Below are 22,410 nucleotides of genomic sequence, written 5' to 3'. Positions count from 1 at the left end.
ATAAATTAATTGAAGATGAAATTGTTTCACCTTGTAGATCGGTCTGGCATATTCCACGGATCGAGTGATTATCTGCCGGCCAATAGAAGTGCTTCTGCAATATCAATCTTATCGGAAGGGCCCTGAAGAATGACGATGTCGCCCTCCCTCAGTGTTGTGTTCCCATCAGGGTGTAGCTCGGAGTGATTACGCCGGCGAATCATTGTAACTTTAACGTTATGTTTTGCCACAGACAGCTGTCTTAACGCTTTACCGATTGCCCGACTGCTTGCTTCAATTGGAACGGGATGCAGGATCTCTTTAATTCGACCGCGACTGTCCACTTTGACAGAGTGCTGGCCGTGATAGTACGCGTGTAGCATCTGATAACGCTCAGCCCGTACCTGATTAATCTGGGTGTCTATCTGTTCATGAGGAACGTTGAGCAGAGAGAGAATATGCGAGATCATCATCAGGCTACCCTCCAGTGCTTCAGGAATAATTTCGGTTGCTCCAGCCTGTCTAAACAGCTCTAGTTGCGAATCGTCACGTGTTCTGACGAGAACTGGCAGCTTATCAAATCGTGTATGAATATGTTTCAGGGCATCCAGTGAACTATCTGGGTCTGGGAAGCTAAGGATCAGCATTCTGGCTCTATCTGCTCCGATCGCAGCCATCACATCATCCCGCCGGGCATCGCCAAAACAGATATGTTCTCCTGCGACAGATGCCTCCATCACTCGGACAGGATCATTATCTACGACAATATAAGGGATCTGAGTCTGGTCCAGAAAACGAGCGATCACCTGTCCTACCCGTCCGAAGCCACAGATGATGACATGATCCGATAGATTATGCTGATCAAGCGAGGCAGCTTCGGGTAGTGTGGAGATATTGACCCCATTAGCCTCATCAGGTTTGAGCCAGCCGCTGAGTTTGGCGGTGTGATTCATCAAGATAGGCGTGACGATCATACTGATGATAATGGTGGTCACTGCGATCGCATTAATATCGGCACCAATCAGGTTATTACCCAGCGCCAGAGCGAGCAGTGCAAAACCAAATTCACCGCCTTGACTGAGGCTGAGTCCTGCCCTGAGCGCATTCGCCGGGTCTTTATGCAGTAGCGTGGCGAGGAGTGTGATGATCAGTGTCTTCAGTACAATCACTCCCGCTGTTGCTAAAAGTACCCAATACCAGCTGTTCAACAGCGCATTAAGATCTAACTGCATGCCGACGGAGACAAAAAACAGTCCCAGTAGCACATCTCTGAAGGGACGGATATCTGTTTCAAGTTGATAGCGGTAGCGGCTCTCACCCAACATCATGCCTGCCAGGAAACCACCGAGAGCCATGGACAGGCCAGCAGCATGGGTAATCCACGCTGCAAGGAGAGCTGCCGCCAAGGTTGTTAAAACAAACATGTCACTGGCGCCGCTGTAAGCTGATTCATGGAACAGCATCGGCATGATCACTCTGCCAACCAGCAGTAAAAGCATCAGGAGGGTGGCACCTTCCAAAAACATAATAGCGACAGTAGTGCTATCGATCTCACCACTGTTACCACTGAGGGCTGGGATCAGAATCAGGAAGAAAACGGCCGCTAAGTCCTGAAAGATCAGAATAGCTACGGACAGTTGCCCGTGGGTGGAGTCCAGTTCATTACGTTGTATCAGCTCTCTGCTGACGATGGCGGTAGAGGAGAGGGAGAGTGCACCGGCAATGACAAGGGCGGTTGCTAACGGCAGATCCAGAGCAAGTGAAAGTGCGATAAGGCAGAGGGAGGTGATCAGAACCTGCAGGGTTCCAAGACCAAATACTGCTTTGCGCATAGCGAGCATTCGTGTGACAGAGAACTCTAGCCCGAGCATAAACAGCAGGAAAACAACCCCGAGCTCACTGAGAAGCTCAATGCTATGAATATCTACAACGATGCCCAGACTGTAGGGGCCTACTATGGCTCCTACGCTGAGGTAGGCAAGAAGGGGGGGTAATCCGATACGACGAAACAGTGTTATGGCGATAACGGCACAGCAAAGGATGATCAGAAACTGCTCAAAGAAACCCTGTGACATCTAAAATCCCTTCGTTATGCCGTTATTTACATTACCACATCAGATCGTCAGGAATCTTGTAATCTGCATAAGGATCATCTTCATCAGGCTCCTCTTCTGCTTCAACTCGGATCACATAATCAGGAATACGCTGCTGGATTTTTTCAGCAAACTTATCCGGGATCAGATAGAACTTTTCGTCAAGCGTTGCGATGGCAACCTGACCTCTAATCAATTGTGCATGAAGCTCATCGGTGACATAAAGGGTTTTCACCTTGTTTGCATAAACAAAGTTATAGCTCTGTTCAGCATTGTCTGGAATGAAAACATTCTGCTGGAGAATCATCTGACGGCATTGTGCTTCAATTTCACGCTGGCGACGCTCCTCATCACGTTGCAGATTGAGCAGGCGATCACGTTCCTGTTTCTCTTTGCGCTGTTTCTCAAGTTCGATCTGTTTCTGTTTCTGCTCATCAACCAGTGTCTGGCCGGATTTCCGGGCATTCTTAGCTTTTTTCTTCTGCTTACGCTTCTCTGCGTCAGCTTGTTTTGCTTTTTTCTGATCTACCAGACCGATATTCAGTAATTGGTCTTTCAGGGAACCTGCCATAACACTCTCTTGGAACGTAAAATTGATGATCGCGAAACTATAGCAAAAGATTTCACTTCAGAGCAGCAGATAACAGAGAATCGAGCGGCTTACTTGATGGAATTAAGGCATCAGCGTAACCTGCAGCTCCTTGTCTATATATATCCGGAACCCCCATGTCTGAAAATGACCTGATACATCCATTTGAACGATTAACCCCTTCATTTCTGATGGATGCTGTTGAAACACTGGGTTATTGGTGTGACGGACGTACCTTTCCGCTGAACAGTTATGAGAACCGGGTGTATCAGGTAGGCATTGAGGATCAGGAACCATTGATCGCTAAGTTCTATCGGCCTAACCGTTGGAGTCGCGAACAGATACTTGAAGAGCACGCCTTCAGTTTTGAACTGGCTGAGCAGGAACTACCGGTGGTCACCCCATTGAAAGACAATCAGGGGGATACCCTGTTTGAATATGATGGATTTATGTTCTCTCTGTTTCCACGTAAAGGCGGACATGCACCAGAACTGGATAATATGGATAACCTGTTCACGCTGGGGCGGTTATTAGGGCGGATGCATCGGGTGGGTGCGAGTCAGCCGTTTAAATTCCGTCCTGAGATCAACAGTCAGAATTTCGGTCATGACAGCGTGGCTTTTATCAGCGAGCACTTCATCCCTTCTGAGCTGAAACCCGCATATGACTCAATTACACGGGACCTGCTACAAGCCGTTGATGAGATCATCTCATCCTGTGGCGATCTCAATATGATACGGGTACACGGTGATTGTCACTCAGGGAATATGTTATGGCGTGATGATGCTCCCCATTTTGTGGATTTTGATGATGCTCGTATGGCACCAGCGATGCAGGATATCTGGATGCTGCTCTCCGGGGATCGTCATGAACAGACCAGCCAGTTGTCTGAGATCGTTGATGGATATAATGAGTTTCATGATTTCCGTACTAATGAGATCCGCTTGATCGAAGTGTTACGAAGCCTGAGGATTATGCACTACTGCGCATGGTTAGGGCGTCGCTGGGAGGATCCTGCTTTCCCTCACAGTTTTGGCTGGTTTAATACCGAACGCTACTGGGGCGAACATGTTCTGGAGCTGCGTGAACAGATGGCGATGCTGGACGAGCCTCCTCTTGTTTTGATGTAGATAGACGCTGGTAACACCCAATAGAATCCATTAAGCTTAGAACTGTTTTTTTATACAGTGTTTTTTGCTGTTCTATAGATGTCTGAAAAAATCTGGGGTGGGCTCTCGCAGAGTTATTACAAAACCCTCTCAAAAAGAGGATGGCAGCAGTCGGGCAGAAAATTTATTGTTGCCAGCGGGTGCTGTAGGCAGTTGCTGAAACAGGCGAGTCTTGAGTGTGCATTGTTGAAACAGTTGAAACTGTTCAAGATGAGATTAGTTCGACGAAAGTCATTGAAATGAAAAAGGTAACTCATCAATGATTTTGTATATAGCCGAGAAGCCCAGTGTGGCTCGAGCAGTAGCGGATGTTCTACCGAAACCACATAAGAAAGGTGAAGGCTTTATCAAAGTCGCTAACGGTGATGTGGTGACCTGGTGCATTGGGCACCTGTTGGAGCAAGCTGAACCAGAAGCTTATGACCCTGACTATAAGAAGTGGCGGAAAGAGCACTTACCAATCATCCCGCTGGAGTGGAAGCAGCAGGTAAAGCCTAAAACACGTCAACAGTTCAATGTGGTAAAGAGGCTAATAAAGGAAGCTGATCTGCTGGTGAATATGGGTGACCCTGACCGTGTTGGGCAAATCCTGGTTGATGAAGTCATCAATTATTCTGGTGTAAGCAAGACTAAAAGAGAGTCTGCAAAGCGGTGTTTAGTTAATGATATGAACCCTGCTGCCATCAAAAAAGCATTGAACGATCTCCGAAACAATACAGACTTTATTCCGTTGGCAACGTCTGCCCTGGCGAGGGCCAGAGCAGACTGGCTCTATGGTATTAATATGACTCGTCTGTGTACTTTAGAGGGGCAGGGTGCAGGCTATAATGGAGTCTTATCTATCGGTCGGGTTCAGACCCCTGTATTAGGTTTAGTTGTTCACCGTGATCTGGAAATTGAGAACTTTGTCTCCAAACCTTTCTATGAAGTGTTTATAACGCTTCAGACGTTAACTGGAGAGCCATTTGTTGCTAAGTGGAAACCAAGCGCTGCTTGTGAGCCGTACATGGATGAAGAAGGTCGCGTCCTATCCAGAAAGCTAGCTGAGAAAGTTTTGGAGAAAGTGACAGGAAAGAGTGGCTGCGTTAAGTCCGTAAAGAAAGATAAAAAGAAACAGCCGCCTCCTTTGCCCTATAACTTATCTACACTCCAGATTGATGCGTCTAAACGGTTTAATCTCAATGCTAAGAAAACATTAGATATATGCCAGCAGCTTTACGAGCGTCACAAACTGATCACCTACCCACGATCTGATTGTCGATATTTGCCAAATGGTCATTTTGAAGAACGCGAAAGGGTTACCCAGTCAATCTCTAAAACTGCAGTGGGGCTAGGGCTTGATGACGCTGTAACCCATGCTGACCTGACACTTAAAAGTAAAGCCTGGAATGACTCCAAAGTTAGTGCTCATCATGCGATTATTCCTACATCAAGATCATTATCTGCAGAGCGCTTATCACAGGATGAAAGAAATATTTATGAGCTGATTGCACGGCAGTACTTGATGCAGTTCTATCCCGCATTTCAGTATGAAGAGCATCAAATTAATAGTGAAGTTGAGGGTGGTTTATTCATTGCCAGACAGAAGTCAGTGCTTTCAGATGGCTGGAAAGCACTGCTTCCAAAACATAAAGGTGGAAAGAACAATTCAGTTCTCCCCTCGGTTACCCTGCCTAATGTCAAAACCGGTGATACCGTCACCTGTACTGATGCCAAACTTGATGAAAAGCAAACCAGTCCACCTAAGCGTTTCACAGATGCCACCCTGCTGGCCGCGATGACCGGTATCGCTCGATTTGTATCTAGTCCAGAGATCAAGAAGGTTCTCAAAGATACAGATGGGCTAGGGACTGAGGCGACTCGCGCAGGGATCATTGATCTTCTGTTCAAGCGGCAGTTTTTGATCAAGAAGGGCAAGGAGATTCATTCAACTGATATTGGCAGGCAGTTGGTGATGAGTTTGCCGGAGCGAATGGTCGTCCCTGATATGACCGCACATTGGGAATCTCAGCTTGAAGATATCAGTCAGAAAAGACTCAGATATGGTCAATTTATAGAACTACTGACAGCCGGTTTGAAGCAGTTGATTGATGAAGTCGTGGAAGCTGATTTTCGTAGTCTGAAGGGATTAGGGAAGAGGTCAGTGAGGCGAAAAAGGGGAAATCGTAAAGCGTCTGCTGGAAAGAGATCTGTTACTAACTAATTGATTTTAAATTTTTTGCGTCTGGTTTGTTTATGGTTGTTTTGTTTGATTGCAACACTTACCAACAATAAATGGTGCTGTTGTGTGGTAAGTCATTTCATTGCATTGCATTCAGAGCCTTTTTTCTTCCCTCCTATGATTGCTAGTGAAGCGGCTTTTTAGAGGTGGTGACACTGATACTGAGCTATGATTATTGACTAGGAGTGTGATTGATTTGCACCGAAATATCGGTCCAAAATCTGATGTTCACCTGTGGTTCTCTTTTAACCCTAATTAGCATGTAAGACGTAAATTATTTTCGTCTATCGATGGAGGGTATGCACATGAACCAAAACAATGATCCACCAGATGCCCCCTGGGGGGGAGGCAACAAATCACTACCAGATCGGCATGATGTATTGAGTAGTAGATTTCACCGTTTTAAAAAACACCTTCCGAGTGGCAACCCAACTGATTTTGTCACACTTCTATCTATCTCCTCTTTCACGAACACTTTCTGGCCAACATTCTATAACGCCCTCAGTGATTCGGTTGCTGCTATTCAGCGAATCGGTCAATACATCAAGTGCGTACCGACAGGCTTTCATCTTAAATTTCCAATGAGCATTGTTTTAGCGAAGACCGTGCCGGAAAAACGTCAACTTAAGCAGAAGGTTGGATTTGTAACCTTCGGTGAAGATAACCCTTATCAAGGTCCACGCAACAAACAAGGGCGTCGAGAAAAGCCGATGCTGGCCGGAGACTTAAATGCCGCTCGGTTCGAGAGGGGGCTGCAATACGGTATTTCCGATCCTGTAAAGCTCTGGTTTGAAGTAAGAGAACTGGGTGAAGCCTACAGTTATGTGTCGGGTTCTGTGATGCGCAATCTGGACTATTTAATCGCCGGGAGCGTCTTACCTTTTGTTGCGAATCAATTGACGGTACAGGCTAAATAAAGAGAAATATCATGACGCACTCACCGACACCTAAAGATAAAAGCCCGGAAGAGTTTGCTGCGATTAAAGTAGATAAACATGCGCTATGGGGCAAGCAAACCCAGCGCTCTCTTAACTATTTCGATATTGGAAAGCAATCCTTCGATTTAGATTTTATCCATGCGTTAGTTTCAATTAAACGGGCCAGTGCCCAAGTGAATCAGGAGCACGGATTGTTATCTGCTGAGCAATACGCGGTCATTGTGTCAGCGTGTGATGACCTGCTTCGAGGTGAATACAGCGATCAATTTCCATTGCGCATTTGGCAAACCGGCTCTGGTACCCAGACCAATATGAATGTTAATGAGGTGATTGCGACGCTTGCCAATCGGCAGCTGAACGATATTAAGCTTAAGGATGGTAGTATTCATCCCAATGATCATGTGAATTGTTCACAGTCGTCAAACGATGTTTTTCCCAGCGCCATGCATCTGGTTGTTGCACAGAAAACCCATCAAAAATTATTACCTGCAATTGAACAAATCCAACAAGCCTTATCGCTTAAGCGAGATGAATTCAACGAGAGCTACACCGTTGGCCGCACCCATATGATGGATGCGCTGCCCATCCGTGCAGGCGCGGTTTTATCGGGTTACTGCCATCAAATGAGTGCGGCACAAAACGCGATAAACGAAAGTTTGAAGGCCGTGTATCAATTAGCTCTAGGGGGTACGGCGGTAGGCTCAGGTGCTAATACGCCGAACTTGTTCGGTCAGAAAGCGATTGCAATGCTTGCAGAACATTATCAATTACCTTTTGTGCAGCATCCTAATTTATACGCGGCGGTGTCGGGAGAGGATGCGTTAGTGCGCTACAGCAGCGCGTTGAAACAATTGGCAGCAGCGTTACTTAAAATAGCCAATGATTTTCGCATGCTTGGTAGTGGCCCGCGTTGTGGTTTCAATGAATGGCATTTACCCGCCAATGAGCCGGGCAGCTCTATCATGCCGGGAAAAGTGAACCCGACCCAATGTGAGGCACTGAGTATGGTGTGTTTACAGGTGTTCGGTAATGATCTGACCGTATCGCTTGCAGGATCGAATGGGCAATTGCAACTCAATACCTATCGGCCGGTGATTATTCATAACGTTATGGAAAGCATTGAGTTATTGAGTGATACCATTGGTTCCTTTTCAACAAACTGTGTTGAAGGCTTAACGCTTAATCGCAAACAGCTCGAGGTCAATATGCACAACAATTTATCGGTCATAACTCTGTTAGCGCCTACTATTGGGTATGAGGTAGCGACCAAGATTGCTCGTGCAGCCGATCGGGAAAACATCTCTTTAGCGCAAGCGGCTGAATCACTGAAATTGTATGACCATGAAGAGTTTGAGGCACTTCTACAAAAACAATTGAGAGCACATTTATCAGAATAAAAAGTGGAGAAGTGGTCATTAGCGGGTGTTATTAACTCAATCCTGGAAAAAATTGTGAATATAATGATGGAAGTGCTGTTTATGCATTGATTTAGGGAATCAAGGCACTTCAGCGAACGTACTGAAACAGAAAGGAAACTGCTATAAAATTCAGAAGCCCGAGCAAAGGTTAGTGACTTGTTAGGGCTTCAGAGTATGTGTTGCGTTCCAGGATCATAATCAGTCCGATAATGGCTGCTCCGAATAGAACCATCGCAGCGGCTATCCAAAGCCCCAGGTCAAAGTTACCAAAGCGTTCCGCCAGATTACCCGTGACTGCTGGTGCTATGATCTGGGCGATACCGTAGGTGAGCGTCATCTTACCCATGAGTTTTGCAGGTTTGGTCGGATAAAAGCGTCCAGCCATCGTCAGAACCAGACTGACAATTCCGATAAAAGTACCGCCGAACAACATCGCACTAAATGTTACCGCCCAAACCGAATCGCTCAAAGCAGGTATGATGATACCAATAATCTGTGCCAGATATGCGATGAGTAGGGCGGTTAACACGCCTGTTTTTCGGGCGATGAGGTCCCAGTTAATGCAAGCAGGTGCTGCGGATAATCCGAGAATCAGGAACATGATGGAGCCATACCCCTCGAGTGAGGGTAAGCGTTCAACGATGGTGACAATGAAAGTGGCACTGATAACATAGCCCCATCCCGCACAAAAATAAGCGGCTAGCATGAGATACATGAACCTTTTACTGGGAGGGTTATCCTGCATCTTTGAATCAGCGGGTGAAGAACCGGCCTGCTTAGGGCGGGGTAACCAGCACCATGCAGGAATAGCAAGCAGGGCGCCGAGCAGCGTAAACAACCACCATAATTCACGCCAGTCGTAGCTTCCTGCCATCCACTCAACAACGACGGCGCAGAAGGCAATGCCGAGGCCAACTCCCGAAAAGTGGATACCGAGTTCACTCCGGAAATTGTTTCTCATCAACCAGTTCAGAATTAAGCCTGAACCGATTAGCAACCCTGCCGCGCTACTTAGCCCGGCAAAAAAGCGCATCAGTGACCAGATAAATATATTATCGGTGACAGCCATACCAGCCGTTGTAATGACGGCAACGAATAAACCGATCCGGTAGAGCTTATCTTTTAAATTGAGATCGGTAATGGTGGCTGCGATCAATGCACCGCTCATGTAGCCCATATAATTAAACGTTGCCAGCCAACCACCGAGGGAATCACTCACACCTGCCTGTACCTGCATGAGTGGCAACAAAGGGGTATAAGCAAAACGGGCTACACCAAGCATCAGAATCAGACTGAATATACCCGCGATTAAGACCTTTAATTTATCGATGTGAGTTGGCATAGCTTTTATCTTATTAAAAGGTTGAGCTATTTAGACTAGCGGCGTTTATTTATCACTACAAATGAATATTACAGAATGTTATGTTCTGTAAAAGTGAAGTGTAATTACCGGGAGTGAATTAAATGGAGCTGGTCTCACTTAAAACTTTCAAGGCGGTTGTCGAATTGGGGGGCGTTCAGGCGGCATCAAAACATCTGCATACAGTGCAATCTAATATAACGGCACGTATCAAACGCTTGGAAGAGGAGCTTGATACGCCGCTGTTTTATCGCAAAGGACGCAAACTTGAGCTGACCCCAGCGGGGCATACCTTATTAGATTACGCTGAAAAACTTCTGCAATTAGAGCATCAGGCGGGTATAGCAGTCAGCCAGGTCGGTGAAGCGGCTGGGGAGATCAGGATCGGTTCAATGGAGTCGTTTGCCGCAGTCAGGTTGCCAGGCGTTCTGCAATCCTTAAAGAAAGCGTTACCAAAACTTAAGCCGCGTGTTCAGTCATCAACCAGCAGCCAACTGGTTCAGGATGTGCTCGAATACAGATTGGATTGTGCGTTTGTTGGGGGGCCGGTTGATCATCCGGAGCTGCTAACTCATCAGGTATTAGTGGAAGAGCTTGTACTCGTATCTGCAAAGCAGATGGAGGTTGCAGATGCGTTGATCATGTTTCGTGAGGGCTGTGCCTACCGTGAAAGAGCCTTGAGATGGTTAAAAGATAAAGGTGAGGTGAATACTCAGGTGCTCGATATGGGGACTCAGGAAGGAATTCTGGGGTGTGTGGCGGTTGGGCTTGGCTGTACACTGGTGCCAAGGAAAGTTGTGGCGCAATCACACTATGCAAATGATCTGAACCTAGAACCGTTGGAGCCAGAGTATAGCCAAGTCCCTACGCTTATGGTCACGCGTAAAGATGTGATGTCGATGGCAGGGATAGAAGCTCTGCTGCAAATGTTTGCTGATTCGTTGCCTGAATGGGAATCTGCAGCCTGAAGTTCAATCCACTACAGCTTTCTGGGTAAGTTAATACTGAACTAAACCGTGGAGAGCGCAGACTAGTAATAGCCGTCACACTTTATTATGGATCAATGATGAGAAAGCCAGGGGTGGGTTTTCAGGCTTGCGATCATATGGTCTATAAATAGGCGTATTCTGGGGTTTAAGTGCTTTCTGCTCGGGTAGAGTGCGTGAATTCCAACTGAGGGGACTTTGTAGTCAGGCAGTACCTCTCTGACCAGCCCAGCATTGATGTCGTCAATGCAAAATGCCTTTGGCATACGGCCAATTCCCAGATCTTGCTTTATCATCTCTCGACAGAAGGAGAGGCTGTTAGCCCGTAGACGAAAGTTAATAGGGACCGGCTTAGCTGCTTCCCAGTTTTCAAACACCCAGTCATTAGAACCAAGATTGGTCCCGATACATTGATGTGATATCAGATCATCGGGTGTTTCAGGTACTCCATATTTCTCCAGATAGTTGACGCTCGCATACAGTTCGGAGCTGGCGTCAGCGATCTTACGTCCAATCAGGCTGGAGTCGGAGAGATCCCCGACACGGAGTGCCAGATCAATTCCCTCTTCGACGAGATCAACCAGCCTCGCGCTTAATTCCATGTCGAGCTGTATCAGTGGGTATTTATGCAGGAATGATGAGATCACATCATTCATGATAAAAATACTGATCTCGAGCGGCATCGTGATGCGCAAACGCCCCTTCGGCTCCTCCTGTCGTGAAGTGACGTAATCCTCTATGGTATCGAGTTCATCAAACAGGGGGTGGCAGCGACGGTAGAGGTTTTCACCCTCATCGGTCAGGCTGAGTTTGCGGGTTGTTCTTTGTAACAGACGTACACCCAGCTCATCTTCGAGCTGGGCAATTCTGCGGCTGATAGTGGATTTCTGGATGCCAAGCTTATCGGCTGCAGAGGTAAAGCTGTTATGCTCGATGACCTGAATGAATAGTCGAACATCATTTAAATTCAAAGAGCATCCCCTTAGCCGTTTAGGTCAGCCTCATGATTATTGAGTGCAGCTGCCTTTGGTTGTCAGTACTACGGACGGAGTGGTTTCTTTAACGCCCACAAAACTCATGTCACTTTTTTGTATAGTGAGAGTGGCTGTATCCATCCCCCCCATAATAGGATCTCTTGCAGTACGGCCGAGAACAATCTGTGATTCACTCTGGAAAACGTCGAACCCGGAAACACCGTTGATACTTCCCTGAGCGCCATTGATGACAACATCATAGCTACAGCGGCCTTCGGGGCAGTTTCGTGTGCCGGGAGTCTTCATGAAGGGAGCTGTATAGCTCGCATGAGTATAGGTGCAGTGGTAATTAATGGTTTCAGCCTGAGTCAGGGGTGATAAGAGTGATGCGCTCAATAATCCAAGACTTGCAACTGTAAGATGAATTGTTTTCTTCATTGTCCTTCCCCATAGTTTCCTGTTTCAAGTCTAGGGTAATTTTTTAATCCCTTAAACCCTTGATTTGATTGTACTGCTAAAACCGCTATCCGAGTATGTCTGCTCGATTAGATGCCGCAACCGCCACTTGGGCACCCGCCACCACTCATACAGGGTGGTGCTTCCGGATTTTTCAGTGTAGTGCTTTTGACAACCCCTGCGGTGGTGAGTAGCTTTGTGACCGCTGAATCCACAGGAATATCTTGTGGATTCAGATTTGCCAGTTCGCAAAGTTCACCCCAGTTTCGTGGCGTCAATGCCATGGTATGTTTTACTTCAAAAACATCGCCGGTCGCTTCAATGCGATAATCATAAGTGGGCATAGTGGTTAGTCCAGCTTAGGTTCGTGCCAGTTAATAGATTTTAGAAATTTATGTGCGGGGTAAAACTTACCGTCACTACCGGTTTGGTCATTGGAGGACTTGATATATGCCTCTGGAAGTTCTCCTCCGGCATAAACCTCGAGCCCTTTTTCATTCTGATAAAACGCCAGAGTCTGATCGATCTCATCCTGGGTTTTACATAGCTTTGATAGGTTGCTTGCTTGTACTGCAGCCATATCCTTATCGGCATCGATCCCCATAATGTGTGCCATGCCATATGTTACGACCAGAATGTCGGCAACAGCATCACGAATTTCAGCAACATCTTTGTTTTCGATACCCTCAACTAATTCGGCCAGCTCCTCTTTAATCAGATGGAGTTGTTTGTCTGCCTTTTCCCAGTTCGGTTTTTTCAGGTCGCCCTGTTCATTGCCGAAAACTGTATTGAGGTATGAAACATCAGTAAAATTGCTCATTCTTGCTCCAAATATAGGGTTATGCCTGATCGGCAACCTGATAAATCTTGTTTATAACAGCACGTAGACCGTTTCCACGTGAGGGACTGAGGTGACGCTCAAGCTCCAACTCACGGAATAATAAATCAATATCGATACGTTTTATCTGTTTTGCTGTTTTATTATTAAAAATATCCAGTACCAGCACCAGTAGTCCGCGGATGATTCTTGCGTCGGAATCTGCTTTGAACTGGTATTGTCCATTCTTGTTGAGCTTAGTTATAAGCCAGGTATCGCTCTCACACCCTTTGACCAGATACTGTGGCTGCTTGTCATGCTGCTCCAATGGCGTGTGCTGTTTACCGGCCAGCATGATCTCCCGGTAACGTTCATTCCAGCCCTTAAGGGTTATTAGTCGCTCATATAAACCGGTCAACTTTATTTCAGAGATATTGACGGGTAGGGAAAATGGTTGAGAGATCTCATCCAGAGCCTGTATGAAACGGTCAATCTCTTGAAAAGTATTATAAAAACTAAATGAGGCACGTGTGGTGCCGGGTACTTTTAAAGCCTCCATTAACGGCATTGCGCAGTGATGGCCATTGCGTACCGCGATCCCTTTATGATCTAGCTGGGTACCGATATCCTGCTGATGAACGCCATGGATCATGAAAGAGAGCATACTGACTGTCTTCTCTGGAGCTCCGATGCGTTGAAACCCTTTGATCCCTTGGCACCCTTCAAGTGCATGGTGGAGCAGAGCACTCTCATGGTCGTACAAGCATTGATGATCTTGCGCTTGTAGCCAGTTGATCGCCTCAGCCAGTGCGATAGCCCCTGAAATGTTAGGTGTTCCCGCTTCAAATTTGAAAGGCAGATCATTAAACGTGGTGCCTGAGAAGCTTACCTCTTTAATCATTTCGCCGCCGCCTTGCCAGGGTGGTAGCGCTGTCAGTATTTCCTCTTTGCCATACAACACACCGATGCCTGTGGGGGCGTAGAGCTTATGCCCGGAAAATACATAGAAATCTGCACCAAGCTTCTGAAGATCAACGCGTAGATGGGGAAGTGCTTGTGCACCGTCAACTAATACAAGAGCTCCATACTGATGGGCCTGCTTGATGATTGTTTTAAGTGGATTGATGGTGCCCAGTGCATTGGATACATGGGTAATGGCAACCAGTCTGGTTCTCTCTGACAGTTGCTGTGCGTAAGAGTTAAGATCCAGATCACCGTTTTCAAGTAACGGGATTACCTTGATGACTGCACCGGTACGATTTGCCAGTAACTGCCAGGGGACGATGTTTGCGTGATGTTCCAGTGTGCTGAGCATGATCTCATCACCGGCTTTTAGTGAATCCCCCCAGCTGTTAGCGATCAGATTGATCGCTTCAGTTGTTCCACGTGTCCAGATTATCTCTTTAGAGCTTTGCGCATTAAGATAGTTTGCAACGCATTCCCGAGCCTGTTCAAAACGTGTAGTTGCCATCGCACTCAGATAATGACTGGCGCGATGAACATTAGCATTAGTGCGACGGTAATAGTCATCAATGCAGCGAATCACAGCTTCAGGCTTTTGAGTGGTGGCTGCATTGTCAAAGTAGACCAGCGGCTCACCATTGACTGAAGTCGACAGGGTAGGGAACTGCTGCCTGATCTTGAGAATATCCGCTTCGGGCATGCTCATCTTTTCAGTCTTATTTTGTTGGATTGTCAGAGGCGGATTTATCTTTTTGTTCCGCCCAGTGTGCGAGTTGCTTGTTATAACGGGCGCGCCAGCGGGTATACATCATGGCGCTGGTAAACAGTGTACTCACCAAAATGGAATAACCTAATCCATACACAACTGTATTTGGGTTTGAAGCGGATAGCACTGCCTGGATAAAAAGCAGCAACAGGACAAAACAGAGCCAGGCATGACCACGAGGTTTGCCGGTGATCATGACATGACTAAACGCCAGGAGAGGGGCCATATGAATTAACCAGATCACCCAGGGATTACCTGTGGGTACGGGTATAAGAAACAGATGCCACAGAGTGAACCAAGCCATGAGGCCTAGATAACTTGCGAGACAAACTATCCGGCTGAAGCGTGATTTTGTTTTATAGTCGTGATCGTCAGGTATATAAGCTTTCAAAAGAGGGTCTCATCAAAACGGTTTAGGGATCAATTAATCAGCTTCTGTGCCAATTCACCTAGTCGGCGGCCCTGTGCGATGCACAGAGCAATCTCATCCTGATCAAGCGCGCGATTATCCTGTCCTGCAAGGTGAGTTGGCCCATAAGGTGTTCCGCCAGTGGTTGTCTTCAATAACTCGGTTTCACTGTAAGGAAGGCCGGCAAGCACCATACCATGGTGAAGAAGTGGGAGCATCATCGACAGAAGGGTGCTCTCTTGCCCACCATGAAGACTTGAACTTGAGCTGAAAACAGCGGCAGGTTTATTGATCAGAGCGCCAGAAATCCACATGCTGCTAGTGCTATCAATAAAATACTTCAGTGGCGCAGCCATATTTCCAAAGCGTGTTGGGCTGCCCATTGCCAAACCTGAACACTCAGCCAGATCACTTTCGCTGCAGTACAATGCACCTGCATCGGGTACAGAGGGTTCAGTCGCTTCACAATTGGCTGAAACAGCGGGTACAGTCCTTATGCGTGCTTCGATACCCGATTGCTCAACACCTCGGGCAATATGTTTCGCCATGTCCCGTGTGGCACCATGGCGACTGTAATAGAGAACCAGGACGAAGGGCGAACCCATATCAGAGGATTTCCAGTACAGATTCTGGTGGACGACCAATACGTGCCTGATCACCTTTAATGACAATAGGTCGTTCGATCAGTTTAGGCACCTGGGTCATGATATTGATGATCTGATCATCCGTCAGAGCGTTATCATCCAGACCATTTTCTTTGAATTCGGCCTCTTTTTTACGTAGAAGATCACGTGCTGTGATACCTAATTGAGCCAGGACTAACTTAAGTTCATCGGCACTGGGAGCATCATCAAGATATTTACGAACCTGAGGTTCAATCCCATTCTCTTCAAGAAGAGCCAAAGTCTGACGAGATTTGGAGCAGCGTGGGTTGTGGTAGATAATCACTTCACTCATTGTGCTATACCGTACTAATAGATCATCATGAGCTGATGATCAGATGTTTGTGTTGGGTTATGTTGCGGTATTGTATACGGCTGCAATCGATATTTCATGATTGAATGAGTTTTTCGTGTTGCGTCAGTGTGTTTAGCGAGTGAATTATGGAACAGTTAAAGAATCATCGTTTTGTCCTGTTTATCCAATACCTGTTTAAGCAGTTTCTGGTTAATCAAGGGATCCTGAATGCTGCGGCGCTGACCTATACAACGCTCTTCGCAGTTGTTCCGCTGATGACCGTCTCTTATGCGATGCTGGCCGCTGTACCCTCGTTTCAGGGGGTTGGCCAGGAGTTACAAGGTTGGGTCTTTGAGCACTTTGTACCGGCAACCGGGGCGGTAGTGCAGGACTACCTTAATGATTTCTCCTCGCAAGCTCGAAAGCTGACGGTCGTGGGTATTGTCCTGCTAGCTGTAACATCGATCATGATGATGAAGAACATTGAAGCAGCGTTTAATCGCATTTGGCGTGTAGCCAAACCGAGAAAAGGTTTATCCAGTTTTCTACTTTACTGGGCGGTTCTTAGTCTTGGCCCCATTCTGATCGGTCTTGGGTTAGGTTTGACCTCATACATAGCCACCTTACCGCTGGTGACTGAGGCGACAGAGGTTGTAGGACGAGGACGGCTGTTGAGTATGTTGCCGACATTTTTGTCAGCAGCCGCGTTTACTTTGATGTATATCGCTGTACCTAACTGCCGTGTACCGTTTAAAAGTGCGTTGCTGGGTGGTGTTGTTGTCGCACTGCTATTTGAGTCGGCAAAACGTGGTTTTACCCTGTTTGTCACTCAGTTCCCCTCATATGAACTCATCTACGGCGCCTTTGCTGCGGTTCCTCTCTTTCTCTTATGGATCTTTATCAGTTGGGTGATCATCCTGTTGGGAGCTGAGTTGACCCGTTGTGTCACTGTATATCGATCAACTGAAAACATCGGTCAAACGCCGCACCTGTTTACGGTGATCTCGGTATTACACTGTTTGTGGAATGCGCAGAAACAGGGGCGAACGCTTAGCGACAGGCGCTTGTTGAAAGAGGTGGAGTCGCTGGATCAGGGACGATGGGATACCTACCTGATGATGTTGAAAGAGGGTGGGGTCATTACACGTACCGATGAAGGCGAATATATTTTAAGTCGTGATTTGAGCCATTTTACAATTTATCAATTATGCGAATTATTACCCTGGCCGTTGCCCAAACCGGGAAGGGTTAGTTCGATCGTTGAATGGGAAAGGCAACTCGATGACAAGCTAAACCTGTTCAATCAACGAGAACAGGATCTGTTCAGTTTATCGATAGAGGATCTGTTTTCAAAACGCATGCCTGAACGGGCTAATGAAAACCAGAATAGTAAAACAAGCTGAGGTGGAAGGATGGCAGAGATTTGTATTCACGCCTATATCAGTGGACGAGTGCAGGGTGTTTGGTATCGTCAATCTGCAAAAGAGAAGGCTGAGTCCTTAGCAATAGCAGGCTGGGTTCGTAATTTAGAGGATGGTCGGGTTGAACTGATCGCAGCTGGTGAACAGCTGGCTGTCAGACAGCTTGAGGCTTGGTTGAGTCAGGGACCTGAATTGGCGAATGTGATTGATGTAAGCAGTTCTATAATCGAAAAGCCTGATATCCCTCAACTGTTTGAAGTTAGATAATCGGTAGAGTAGATGCTAATTGTTGCTAGTAGTCAGGGAGTTGGCAATGTTATCAAAGTTTAAAAAAATATTCGGGAAGGGTAAGCAGAATAAAGCTAAAGAGCAGCAATTAAATTGTGATGAGGTTGTATCGAGCACCGACTCTAGCGCTTCACATGAAGGTGCTGAGACCGTCAGGCAGGCAAGAGAGTTAACGCTTTCATTTATCAGTGGGCTTCTCGGTGTAAGAGCGCTTGAGACAGATGAGTCTGCTGTTCAGGCGTCACAGATGAGAGCGCTACTCGACGCGGAGTTGATTGGTCTTAGTGAAGATTCGATTCCTAAACTCTCGAATGATGCCATCGTGCTGTTTAAGGTCATGATGGATCCTGAAGTTGGTTTTAAACAGCTAGATGAAGCGATAAGCAAAGATCCAGGGTTGGCGGGTAAGGTGATATCTATGGCTAATTCGCCAGCTTATCTGAGTGCTGATATCGAGATTGCCAGTCTTGAACACGCAATTAGTATGTTGGGTACGGCGCGGCTTAAGCATGTTGTCATGTCCGCTTTGGTCAGTGATCAATTTGATATCGAATGCAATTACTTCAGATCGTTCGGTAAAGCGCTTTGGGAACATTCTGGTGAAGTCGCGAATAATGCCAGAAAACTCGCTGAGAGAGGGGGAGGTGATCCAAGCCTCGCCTATTTTTGTGGTTTGATTCATGATATTGGTAAATTAATTATCTTTAAAAAGCTGGTTGAGCTTTTTTCGCAACAAAAAGAGGAACCTCATCCCGTTGTGTTCAGTGCGTTGTTGAATGATTACTCGGACGCCTTGACTCGAAGAGCTTGTGAGGTATGGGAGCTTCCAGATAGGTGGTGTCAGCCAGTCTATGAGTTCCAGATCTCCGAGTTTGATGCGATGAATAATCCTGATGCGATCGCGCTTTATCAAGCCAATATTTTTGCTGAATTAAATGCGTTATTTGCTGCTGGAGAGATCACTGAGTTTGAGCTGGTATGGCGTTTACAAAGTGCTGGTTCGACGGTTGAAGAGTTTCGGGAATTTTATCCCTTGTAAAAAAAACGGGCCGTTTGGCCCGTTTTTTCTTTTAGAGATTTATGCGTTCTGCAAGTAGCGGGATCACATCGTCGATCTTAACATCCTGTTTTTCATCATCTCGACGACCTTTATACTCAAGTGTTCCTGCTTCTATGCCACGTGGGGAGATGACCACGCGGTGAGGGATACCCATAAGATCCATATCCGCAAACTTAACGCCAGGGCTGGTTTTCTTATCACGATCATCCATTATGACATCATAGCCAGCCTGTTGTAGGTCTGAATAAAGTTGATCCGTGAGAGCTTTGACCTCTGCCGATTTGTCGTATTGCAGAGGGATCAGTGCAACATGGAAGGGGGCAATGGCTTCTGGCCAGATAATTCCACTTTCATCATGATTCTGTTCGATAGCTGCAGCAACCACACGGGTTACCCCAATACCGTAACAACCCATATCCATGGTGACATTCTTGCCATTTTGGTCAAGAACTTCAGCTTTGAGGGCCTCTGAGTATTTCTGTCCAAGTTGGAAGATATGGCCTACCTCAATACCCCGTTTAATAACCAAAGTCCCCTCACCACATGGGCTAGGATCACCCTCAACGACATTTCGGATATCGGCAACTTCAGGTAGTTCAACATCACGATTCCAGTTGATACCGAAATGGTGTTTACCATCCTGATTTGCACCGGCACTGAAATCAGATGTTTTAGCCACTGTACGGTCTACAATAACAGGTATCGAAAGACCCACAGGGCCAAGTGAGCCTGGACCTGCACCGATAAGGTCGCGGATCTGCTCTTCGGTTGCGAACTCAAGAGGTTCCGCTACTTCAGCCAGCTTCTCAGCTTTGATCTCATTCAGCTCATGATCGCCACGAACCAGTAGGGCAACAAAGTCTGAATCACTCTCTTCTGATGCCACAACAATCAGTGTCTTAACGGTTTTTTCGATGGGCTGATCAAATTGGTCAACTAACTCTGCAATTGTTTTGGCGTTCGGTGTATCAACTGTCGACATCTCAATAGTCGGTGCAGCAAGATCTCCTTCTGGAGCTAGTGCTTCAGCAAGTTCAACATTGGCTGCGTAATCACTAACGTTGGAGAAGGCAATATCATCTTCACCTGAATCAGCAAGTACATGAAATTCATGAGATGACGCACCACCAATTGAGCCGGTATCAGCCAGTACTGGGCGGAAATCAAGACCGAGCCGGTTAAAGATGTTGCTGTAGGTTTGGTGCATTAACTCATAAGTCTGTTGTAGCGATTCCTTACCAACATGGAAGGAGTATGCATCTTTCATAATAAATTCACGCGAACGCATAACACCAAAGCGAGGGCGGATCTCATCACGGAATTTAGTTTGGACCTGATAGAAGTTAGCAGGAAGCTGTTTGTAGCTTTTGATCTCACGGCGGATCAGATCAGTAATAACCTCTTCATGAGTTGGTCCCACACAGAACTCACGGCTATGTCGATCCTTTACGCGTAACAGTTCAGGACCATACATCTCCCAGCGTCCTGATTCTTCCCATAGCTCAGCCGGTTGAATCGCAGGCATCAGTACTTCCATCGCGCCCGCTCTATCCATCTCTTCACGCACAACGCGTTCTACCTTACGTAAGGTCTTCAGGCCCAGTGGTAACCAGTTATATAAACCGGATGCCACTTTGCGGATCATCCCTGCTCGAAGCATCAGCTGGTGGCTGATAACTTCTGCATCAGATGGCGTTTCCTTAACGGTGGAGATGAGATACTGGCTCGTGCGCATAGTTTTACTCAATTAATATCTGAATTCGGTTGAAAATCGCCACATTGTAGGGGGCGGTTGGGATGCTGCCAAGTATTAACTGGCGTTTTTTAAGGTAACTTCCCTTTGTGGGAAAGGGATCTCAATTTCTGCCTGAGAAAGAGCATTAAAGATCTCCAGATTAATCTGGTACTGAATCTGGAAGTAACGCTCAGTTGGAACCCAATAACGGTAACCGATATTGATGGAGGAGTCTGCGAACGTTTCGATACCCACTTGAGGCGCGGGGGACTGAGAGATCTCATCAAAGCGTTTAAGTACGGTTGTAATTGCGTCGATAGCGATCTCAGGTTTGCTGCTGTAGCTGATCCCTACAGAGGCCTCGACCACTTTATACTCAAAGGAGTTGGTGATGACTTCACCGACTATGTGACGATTTGGAATAGTAATCATCTCTCCATCCTCAGTAGAGAGAACGGTGTAAGCCAATTTAATCTCTTTGACTATCCCTGAAATATTATTGATCTCAATCGTATTGCCGACGACAAAGGGGCGGGTAAGGATTATGGTAAATCCCGCTCCATAGTTTGAGAAAACACCTTGAAGGGCGAGACCGATACTTAATGAAACGGCACCAATAGCGGCTACAAATGGGGCGACGCTGATACCAAATTTACCAAGGCAGACAACCAGCACCATTGCGATTATTAGCAATTTAACAGTGCTGGCAATGAAGCCGCTTAGGGTAATATCTACGTTGTGCTTTTCACAAATCCGTAGAGCAAAGCGCCCAAACCAACGAGCGACGACGAGCCCGATCAAGAATATCAGTATCGCACCGATAACCTGGAAGCTGTAATTGACAAAGAAATCGATTACAGCGTTACTGAGGCGGGTAAGTGTTTCTAGTTCGTTCTGTAGTTCCTGATCCATTGATCGCCCTTAGATGTAATTATCAGGCTGACATCCTTTCAGAATCTTCGATGAAAGCAAAGAGTTCAGGAAGCTCCTTTTCACTGAAAACAGGAATACCATTGCGCATCAGTTCGGCAGCCGCAATACCTGCACCATCGATTAAGTTGCCTGAAAAGTTACCATCATAGATGCGCTTGTTGCCGCATGATGGGCTCTTGGCTTTCATCAGTGCACAGGCGACTCTCTCGCGCTGTGCTATCTCCAAAGTCTTCTCGGCGCCAATTAGAAATTCAGGAGTAACATCATCACCCTCTTTAGTGGTGACAAGAATAGGAAATTTACACTGTGTTTCCGCAGGAGGGCGCGGAGTGCTCATGCCTCCGGCGATTTCGGGGCAGATCGGGACCAGGCGTCCCTCTTGTTGCCAGCGCTGGAGTACGGGGTGTTTTATCAGGTGGTGGCCGCCGTCATAGCGAACATTGTCGCCTAGCATGCAGGCGCTTATGAGTATCTTTTTCATGATGTGCCGTTATTGTTATTTTGTGGCGCATTCTACGGATGCAGAAAAAGTTAGCAATAAACTAAAGTATAAAAGTTAGGTGAAATGCTTGATTAGGGTCAGCTAATGGAAATTTATCCTAACCGATGATTAAGTTCTTAATGGTGAATGCAAAAAAGGACACCGAAGTGTCCTTTTTAGAGCAACTATTAAGTCGTCTTACTTAGTTGAACTGGTTGGAGGTGTTTTTCGCACCACCAGCTTTCAGAGCGTTCTCGCCCGCAAAGTATTCTTTGTGGTCATCGCCGATATCAGAACCAGACATGTTCTGGTGCTTAACACATGCGATACCCTGACGGATCTCTTTACGCTGTACGCCTTCAACGTAGCCCAGCATCGCCTTATCACCGAAGTACTC

At 46.7% G+C, this 22,410-nt stretch carries 22 protein-coding genes and 1 pseudogene; 8 read left to right on the top strand and 15 right to left on the bottom strand.

The genetic code is table 11. The features are described from left to right. Positions 1 to 68: 68 nt before the first annotated feature. Both Q0882_RS11255 and Q0882_RS11250 read right to left on the bottom strand, forming a co-directional pair. A complete protein-coding gene (locus tag Q0882_RS11255) occupies positions 69 to 2,054 on the bottom strand; it encodes a monovalent cation:proton antiporter family protein (RefSeq protein WP_299181600.1) in 1,986 nt (661 codons plus the stop codon). A gap of 31 nt (positions 2,055 to 2,085) precedes the next feature. After that, the gene (locus Q0882_RS11250) at positions 2,086 to 2,643 is read right to left on the bottom strand and encodes a DUF2058 domain-containing protein (RefSeq protein ID WP_299181597.1); all 558 of its coding nucleotides are present in this window, start codon (positions 2,641 to 2,643) and stop codon (positions 2,086 to 2,088) included. 155 nt (positions 2,644 to 2,798) lie between these two features. Between Q0882_RS11250 and Q0882_RS11245 the strand changes: the two genes are divergently transcribed. The 4 genes from Q0882_RS11245 to Q0882_RS11230 all read left to right on the top strand — a co-directional run bounded on the left by Q0882_RS11245 (position 2,799) and on the right by Q0882_RS11230 (position 8,386). Beyond that, on the top strand, positions 2,799 to 3,791 hold the full coding sequence (locus Q0882_RS11245) for a serine/threonine protein kinase (RefSeq protein WP_299181595.1): 993 nt from the start codon (positions 2,799 to 2,801) through the stop codon (positions 3,789 to 3,791). A gap of 298 nt (positions 3,792 to 4,089) precedes the next feature. Next, the gene (locus tag Q0882_RS11240; RefSeq protein ID WP_299181592.1) at positions 4,090 to 6,033 is read left to right on the top strand and encodes a DNA topoisomerase III; all 1,944 of its coding nucleotides are present in this window, start codon (positions 4,090 to 4,092) and stop codon (positions 6,031 to 6,033) included. Positions 6,034 to 6,356: 323 nt separating this feature from the next. Beyond that, positions 6,357 to 6,968 carry a hypothetical protein gene (locus tag Q0882_RS11235; protein WP_299181589.1) on the top strand — a complete coding sequence of 204 codons (612 nt, stop codon included), beginning with the start codon at positions 6,357 to 6,359 and terminating at the stop codon, positions 6,966 to 6,968. A gap of 11 nt (positions 6,969 to 6,979) precedes the next feature. Beyond that, entirely contained in the window at positions 6,980 to 8,386 is a 1,407-nt protein-coding gene (locus Q0882_RS11230) for a lyase family protein (RefSeq protein ID WP_299181587.1), read from the top strand. 169 nt (positions 8,387 to 8,555) lie between these two features. Here the strand turns inward: Q0882_RS11230 and Q0882_RS11225 are convergent, their stop codons facing one another. Further along, positions 8,556 to 9,749: a YbfB/YjiJ family MFS transporter gene (locus Q0882_RS11225; RefSeq protein ID WP_299181585.1), complete on the bottom strand. Its 1,194-nt coding sequence runs from the start codon at positions 9,747 to 9,749 to the stop codon at positions 8,556 to 8,558. Between the two features lie 122 nt (positions 9,750 to 9,871). On the opposite strand from Q0882_RS11225, the gene Q0882_RS11220 reads away from it, so the two are divergent. Continuing rightward, positions 9,872 to 10,735 carry a LysR substrate-binding domain-containing protein gene (locus Q0882_RS11220; RefSeq protein ID WP_299181582.1) on the top strand — a complete coding sequence of 288 codons (864 nt, stop codon included), beginning with the start codon at positions 9,872 to 9,874 and terminating at the stop codon, positions 10,733 to 10,735. 92 nt (positions 10,736 to 10,827) lie between these two features. On the opposite strand, the gene Q0882_RS11215 is transcribed toward Q0882_RS11220, so the two are convergent. The 8 genes from Q0882_RS11215 to arsC all read right to left on the bottom strand — a co-directional run bounded on the left by Q0882_RS11215 (position 10,828) and on the right by arsC (position 16,095). Beyond that, on the bottom strand, positions 10,828 to 11,724 hold the full coding sequence (locus tag Q0882_RS11215; RefSeq protein ID WP_299181579.1) for a LysR family transcriptional regulator: 897 nt from the start codon (positions 11,722 to 11,724) through the stop codon (positions 10,828 to 10,830). Positions 11,725 to 11,760: 36 nt separating this feature from the next. Continuing rightward, positions 11,761 to 12,165 (bottom strand): hypothetical protein, encoded by a 405-nt coding sequence (locus Q0882_RS11210; RefSeq protein WP_299181577.1) that lies wholly within the window; start codon positions 12,163 to 12,165, stop codon positions 11,761 to 11,763. Positions 12,166 to 12,272: 107 nt separating this feature from the next. Beyond that, positions 12,273 to 12,527: a zinc ribbon domain-containing protein gene (locus Q0882_RS11205; RefSeq protein ID WP_299181576.1), complete on the bottom strand. Its 255-nt coding sequence runs from the start codon at positions 12,525 to 12,527 to the stop codon at positions 12,273 to 12,275. Positions 12,528 to 12,532: 5 nt separating this feature from the next. Then, the gene (locus Q0882_RS11200) at positions 12,533 to 13,003 is read right to left on the bottom strand and encodes a nucleoside triphosphate pyrophosphohydrolase family protein (protein ID WP_299181575.1); all 471 of its coding nucleotides are present in this window, start codon (positions 13,001 to 13,003) and stop codon (positions 12,533 to 12,535) included. 19 nt (positions 13,004 to 13,022) lie between these two features. After that, entirely contained in the window at positions 13,023 to 14,669 is a 1,647-nt protein-coding gene (locus Q0882_RS11195) for a SufS family cysteine desulfurase (RefSeq protein WP_299181573.1), read from the bottom strand. 10 nt (positions 14,670 to 14,679) lie between these two features. Then, positions 14,680 to 15,120 carry a DUF2069 domain-containing protein gene (locus Q0882_RS11190; protein WP_299181570.1) on the bottom strand — a complete coding sequence of 147 codons (441 nt, stop codon included), beginning with the start codon at positions 15,118 to 15,120 and terminating at the stop codon, positions 14,680 to 14,682. A gap of 29 nt (positions 15,121 to 15,149) precedes the next feature. Then, a complete protein-coding gene (wrbA, locus tag Q0882_RS11185; RefSeq protein ID WP_299181567.1) occupies positions 15,150 to 15,743 on the bottom strand; it encodes an NAD(P)H:quinone oxidoreductase in 594 nt (197 codons plus the stop codon). A gap of 1 nt (position 15,744) precedes the next feature. Further along, a complete protein-coding gene (gene arsC / locus Q0882_RS11180) occupies positions 15,745 to 16,095 on the bottom strand; it encodes an arsenate reductase (glutaredoxin) (RefSeq protein ID WP_299181564.1) in 351 nt (116 codons plus the stop codon). 146 nt (positions 16,096 to 16,241) lie between these two features. Here arsC and Q0882_RS11175 point away from each other — a divergent pair, with 146 nt between their 5' ends. The 3 genes from Q0882_RS11175 to Q0882_RS11165 are packed head-to-tail and all read left to right on the top strand — an operon-like array spanning position 16,242 to position 18,843. Next, positions 16,242 to 17,498 (top strand): YihY family inner membrane protein, encoded by a 1,257-nt coding sequence (locus tag Q0882_RS11175; RefSeq protein WP_299181561.1) that lies wholly within the window; start codon positions 16,242 to 16,244, stop codon positions 17,496 to 17,498. A gap of 9 nt (positions 17,499 to 17,507) precedes the next feature. Further along, on the top strand, positions 17,508 to 17,783 hold the full coding sequence (locus Q0882_RS11170; protein WP_299181558.1) for an acylphosphatase: 276 nt from the start codon (positions 17,508 to 17,510) through the stop codon (positions 17,781 to 17,783). 46 nt (positions 17,784 to 17,829) lie between these two features. Beyond that, the gene (locus Q0882_RS11165) at positions 17,830 to 18,843 is read left to right on the top strand and encodes an HDOD domain-containing protein (protein ID WP_299181555.1); all 1,014 of its coding nucleotides are present in this window, start codon (positions 17,830 to 17,832) and stop codon (positions 18,841 to 18,843) included. Between the two features lie 31 nt (positions 18,844 to 18,874). On the opposite strand, the gene Q0882_RS11160 is transcribed toward Q0882_RS11165, so the two are convergent. The 4 genes and pseudogenes from Q0882_RS11160 to Q0882_RS11145 all read right to left on the bottom strand — a co-directional run. Then, entirely contained in the window at positions 18,875 to 20,599 is a 1,725-nt protein-coding gene (locus Q0882_RS11160) for a proline--tRNA ligase (RefSeq protein WP_299181552.1), read from the bottom strand. Between the two features lie 75 nt (positions 20,600 to 20,674). Then, complete coding sequence (locus Q0882_RS11155; RefSeq protein ID WP_299181550.1) at positions 20,675 to 21,511, bottom strand: mechanosensitive ion channel family protein; 837 nt, start codon at positions 21,509 to 21,511, stop codon at positions 20,675 to 20,677. 22 nt (positions 21,512 to 21,533) lie between these two features. Then, positions 21,534 to 22,013: a DUF523 domain-containing protein gene (locus Q0882_RS11150; RefSeq protein WP_299181548.1), complete on the bottom strand. Its 480-nt coding sequence runs from the start codon at positions 22,011 to 22,013 to the stop codon at positions 21,534 to 21,536. A 202-nt stretch (positions 22,014 to 22,215) separates the two neighbouring features. Further along, positions 22,216 to 22,410: pseudogene (locus Q0882_RS11145) on the bottom strand (isocitrate lyase); the annotation flags it as partial.

The sequence above is a fragment of the uncultured Neptuniibacter sp. genome (assembly GCF_947498015.1).
Classification (GTDB): domain Bacteria; phylum Pseudomonadota; class Gammaproteobacteria; order Pseudomonadales; family Balneatricaceae; genus Neptuniibacter.
The sequence above is the reverse complement of the archived record's forward strand: the minus strand, read 5'-3'. Positions and strand labels throughout refer to the sequence as shown.

Coding starts and splice junctions, on each gene's coding strand:
- Q0882_RS11255 (WP_299181600.1), bottom strand. CDS start 2,054: ATGTCACAGGGTTTCTTTGAGCAGTTTCTGATCATCCTTTGCTGTGCC.
- Q0882_RS11250 (WP_299181597.1), bottom strand. CDS start 2,643: ATGGCAGGTTCCCTGAAAGACCAATTACTGAATATCGGTCTGGTAGAT.
- Q0882_RS11245 (WP_299181595.1), top strand. CDS start 2,799: ATGTCTGAAAATGACCTGATACATCCATTTGAACGATTAACCCCTTCA.
- Q0882_RS11240 (WP_299181592.1), top strand. CDS start 4,090: ATGATTTTGTATATAGCCGAGAAGCCCAGTGTGGCTCGAGCAGTAGCG.
- Q0882_RS11235 (WP_299181589.1), top strand. CDS start 6,357: ATGAACCAAAACAATGATCCACCAGATGCCCCCTGGGGGGGAGGCAAC.
- Q0882_RS11230 (WP_299181587.1), top strand. CDS start 6,980: ATGACGCACTCACCGACACCTAAAGATAAAAGCCCGGAAGAGTTTGCT.
- Q0882_RS11225 (WP_299181585.1), bottom strand. CDS start 9,749: ATGCCAACTCACATCGATAAATTAAAGGTCTTAATCGCGGGTATATTC.
- Q0882_RS11220 (WP_299181582.1), top strand. CDS start 9,872: ATGGAGCTGGTCTCACTTAAAACTTTCAAGGCGGTTGTCGAATTGGGG.
- Q0882_RS11210 (WP_299181577.1), bottom strand. CDS start 12,165: ATGAAGAAAACAATTCATCTTACAGTTGCAAGTCTTGGATTATTGAGC.
- Q0882_RS11205 (WP_299181576.1), bottom strand. CDS start 12,527: ATGCCCACTTATGATTATCGCATTGAAGCGACCGGCGATGTTTTTGAA.
- Q0882_RS11200 (WP_299181575.1), bottom strand. CDS start 13,003: ATGAGCAATTTTACTGATGTTTCATACCTCAATACAGTTTTCGGCAAT.
- Q0882_RS11195 (WP_299181573.1), bottom strand. CDS start 14,669: ATGAGCATGCCCGAAGCGGATATTCTCAAGATCAGGCAGCAGTTCCCT.
- wrbA (WP_299181567.1), bottom strand. CDS start 15,743: ATGGGTTCGCCCTTCGTCCTGGTTCTCTATTACAGTCGCCATGGTGCC.
- arsC (WP_299181564.1), bottom strand. CDS start 16,095: ATGAGTGAAGTGATTATCTACCACAACCCACGCTGCTCCAAATCTCGT.
- Q0882_RS11175 (WP_299181561.1), top strand. CDS start 16,242: ATGGAACAGTTAAAGAATCATCGTTTTGTCCTGTTTATCCAATACCTG.
- Q0882_RS11170 (WP_299181558.1), top strand. CDS start 17,508: ATGGCAGAGATTTGTATTCACGCCTATATCAGTGGACGAGTGCAGGGT.
- Q0882_RS11165 (WP_299181555.1), top strand. CDS start 17,830: ATGTTATCAAAGTTTAAAAAAATATTCGGGAAGGGTAAGCAGAATAAA.
- Q0882_RS11160 (WP_299181552.1), bottom strand. CDS start 20,599: ATGCGCACGAGCCAGTATCTCATCTCCACCGTTAAGGAAACGCCATCT.
- Q0882_RS11155 (WP_299181550.1), bottom strand. CDS start 21,511: ATGGATCAGGAACTACAGAACGAACTAGAAACACTTACCCGCCTCAGT.
- Q0882_RS11150 (WP_299181548.1), bottom strand. CDS start 22,013: ATGAAAAAGATACTCATAAGCGCCTGCATGCTAGGCGACAATGTTCGC.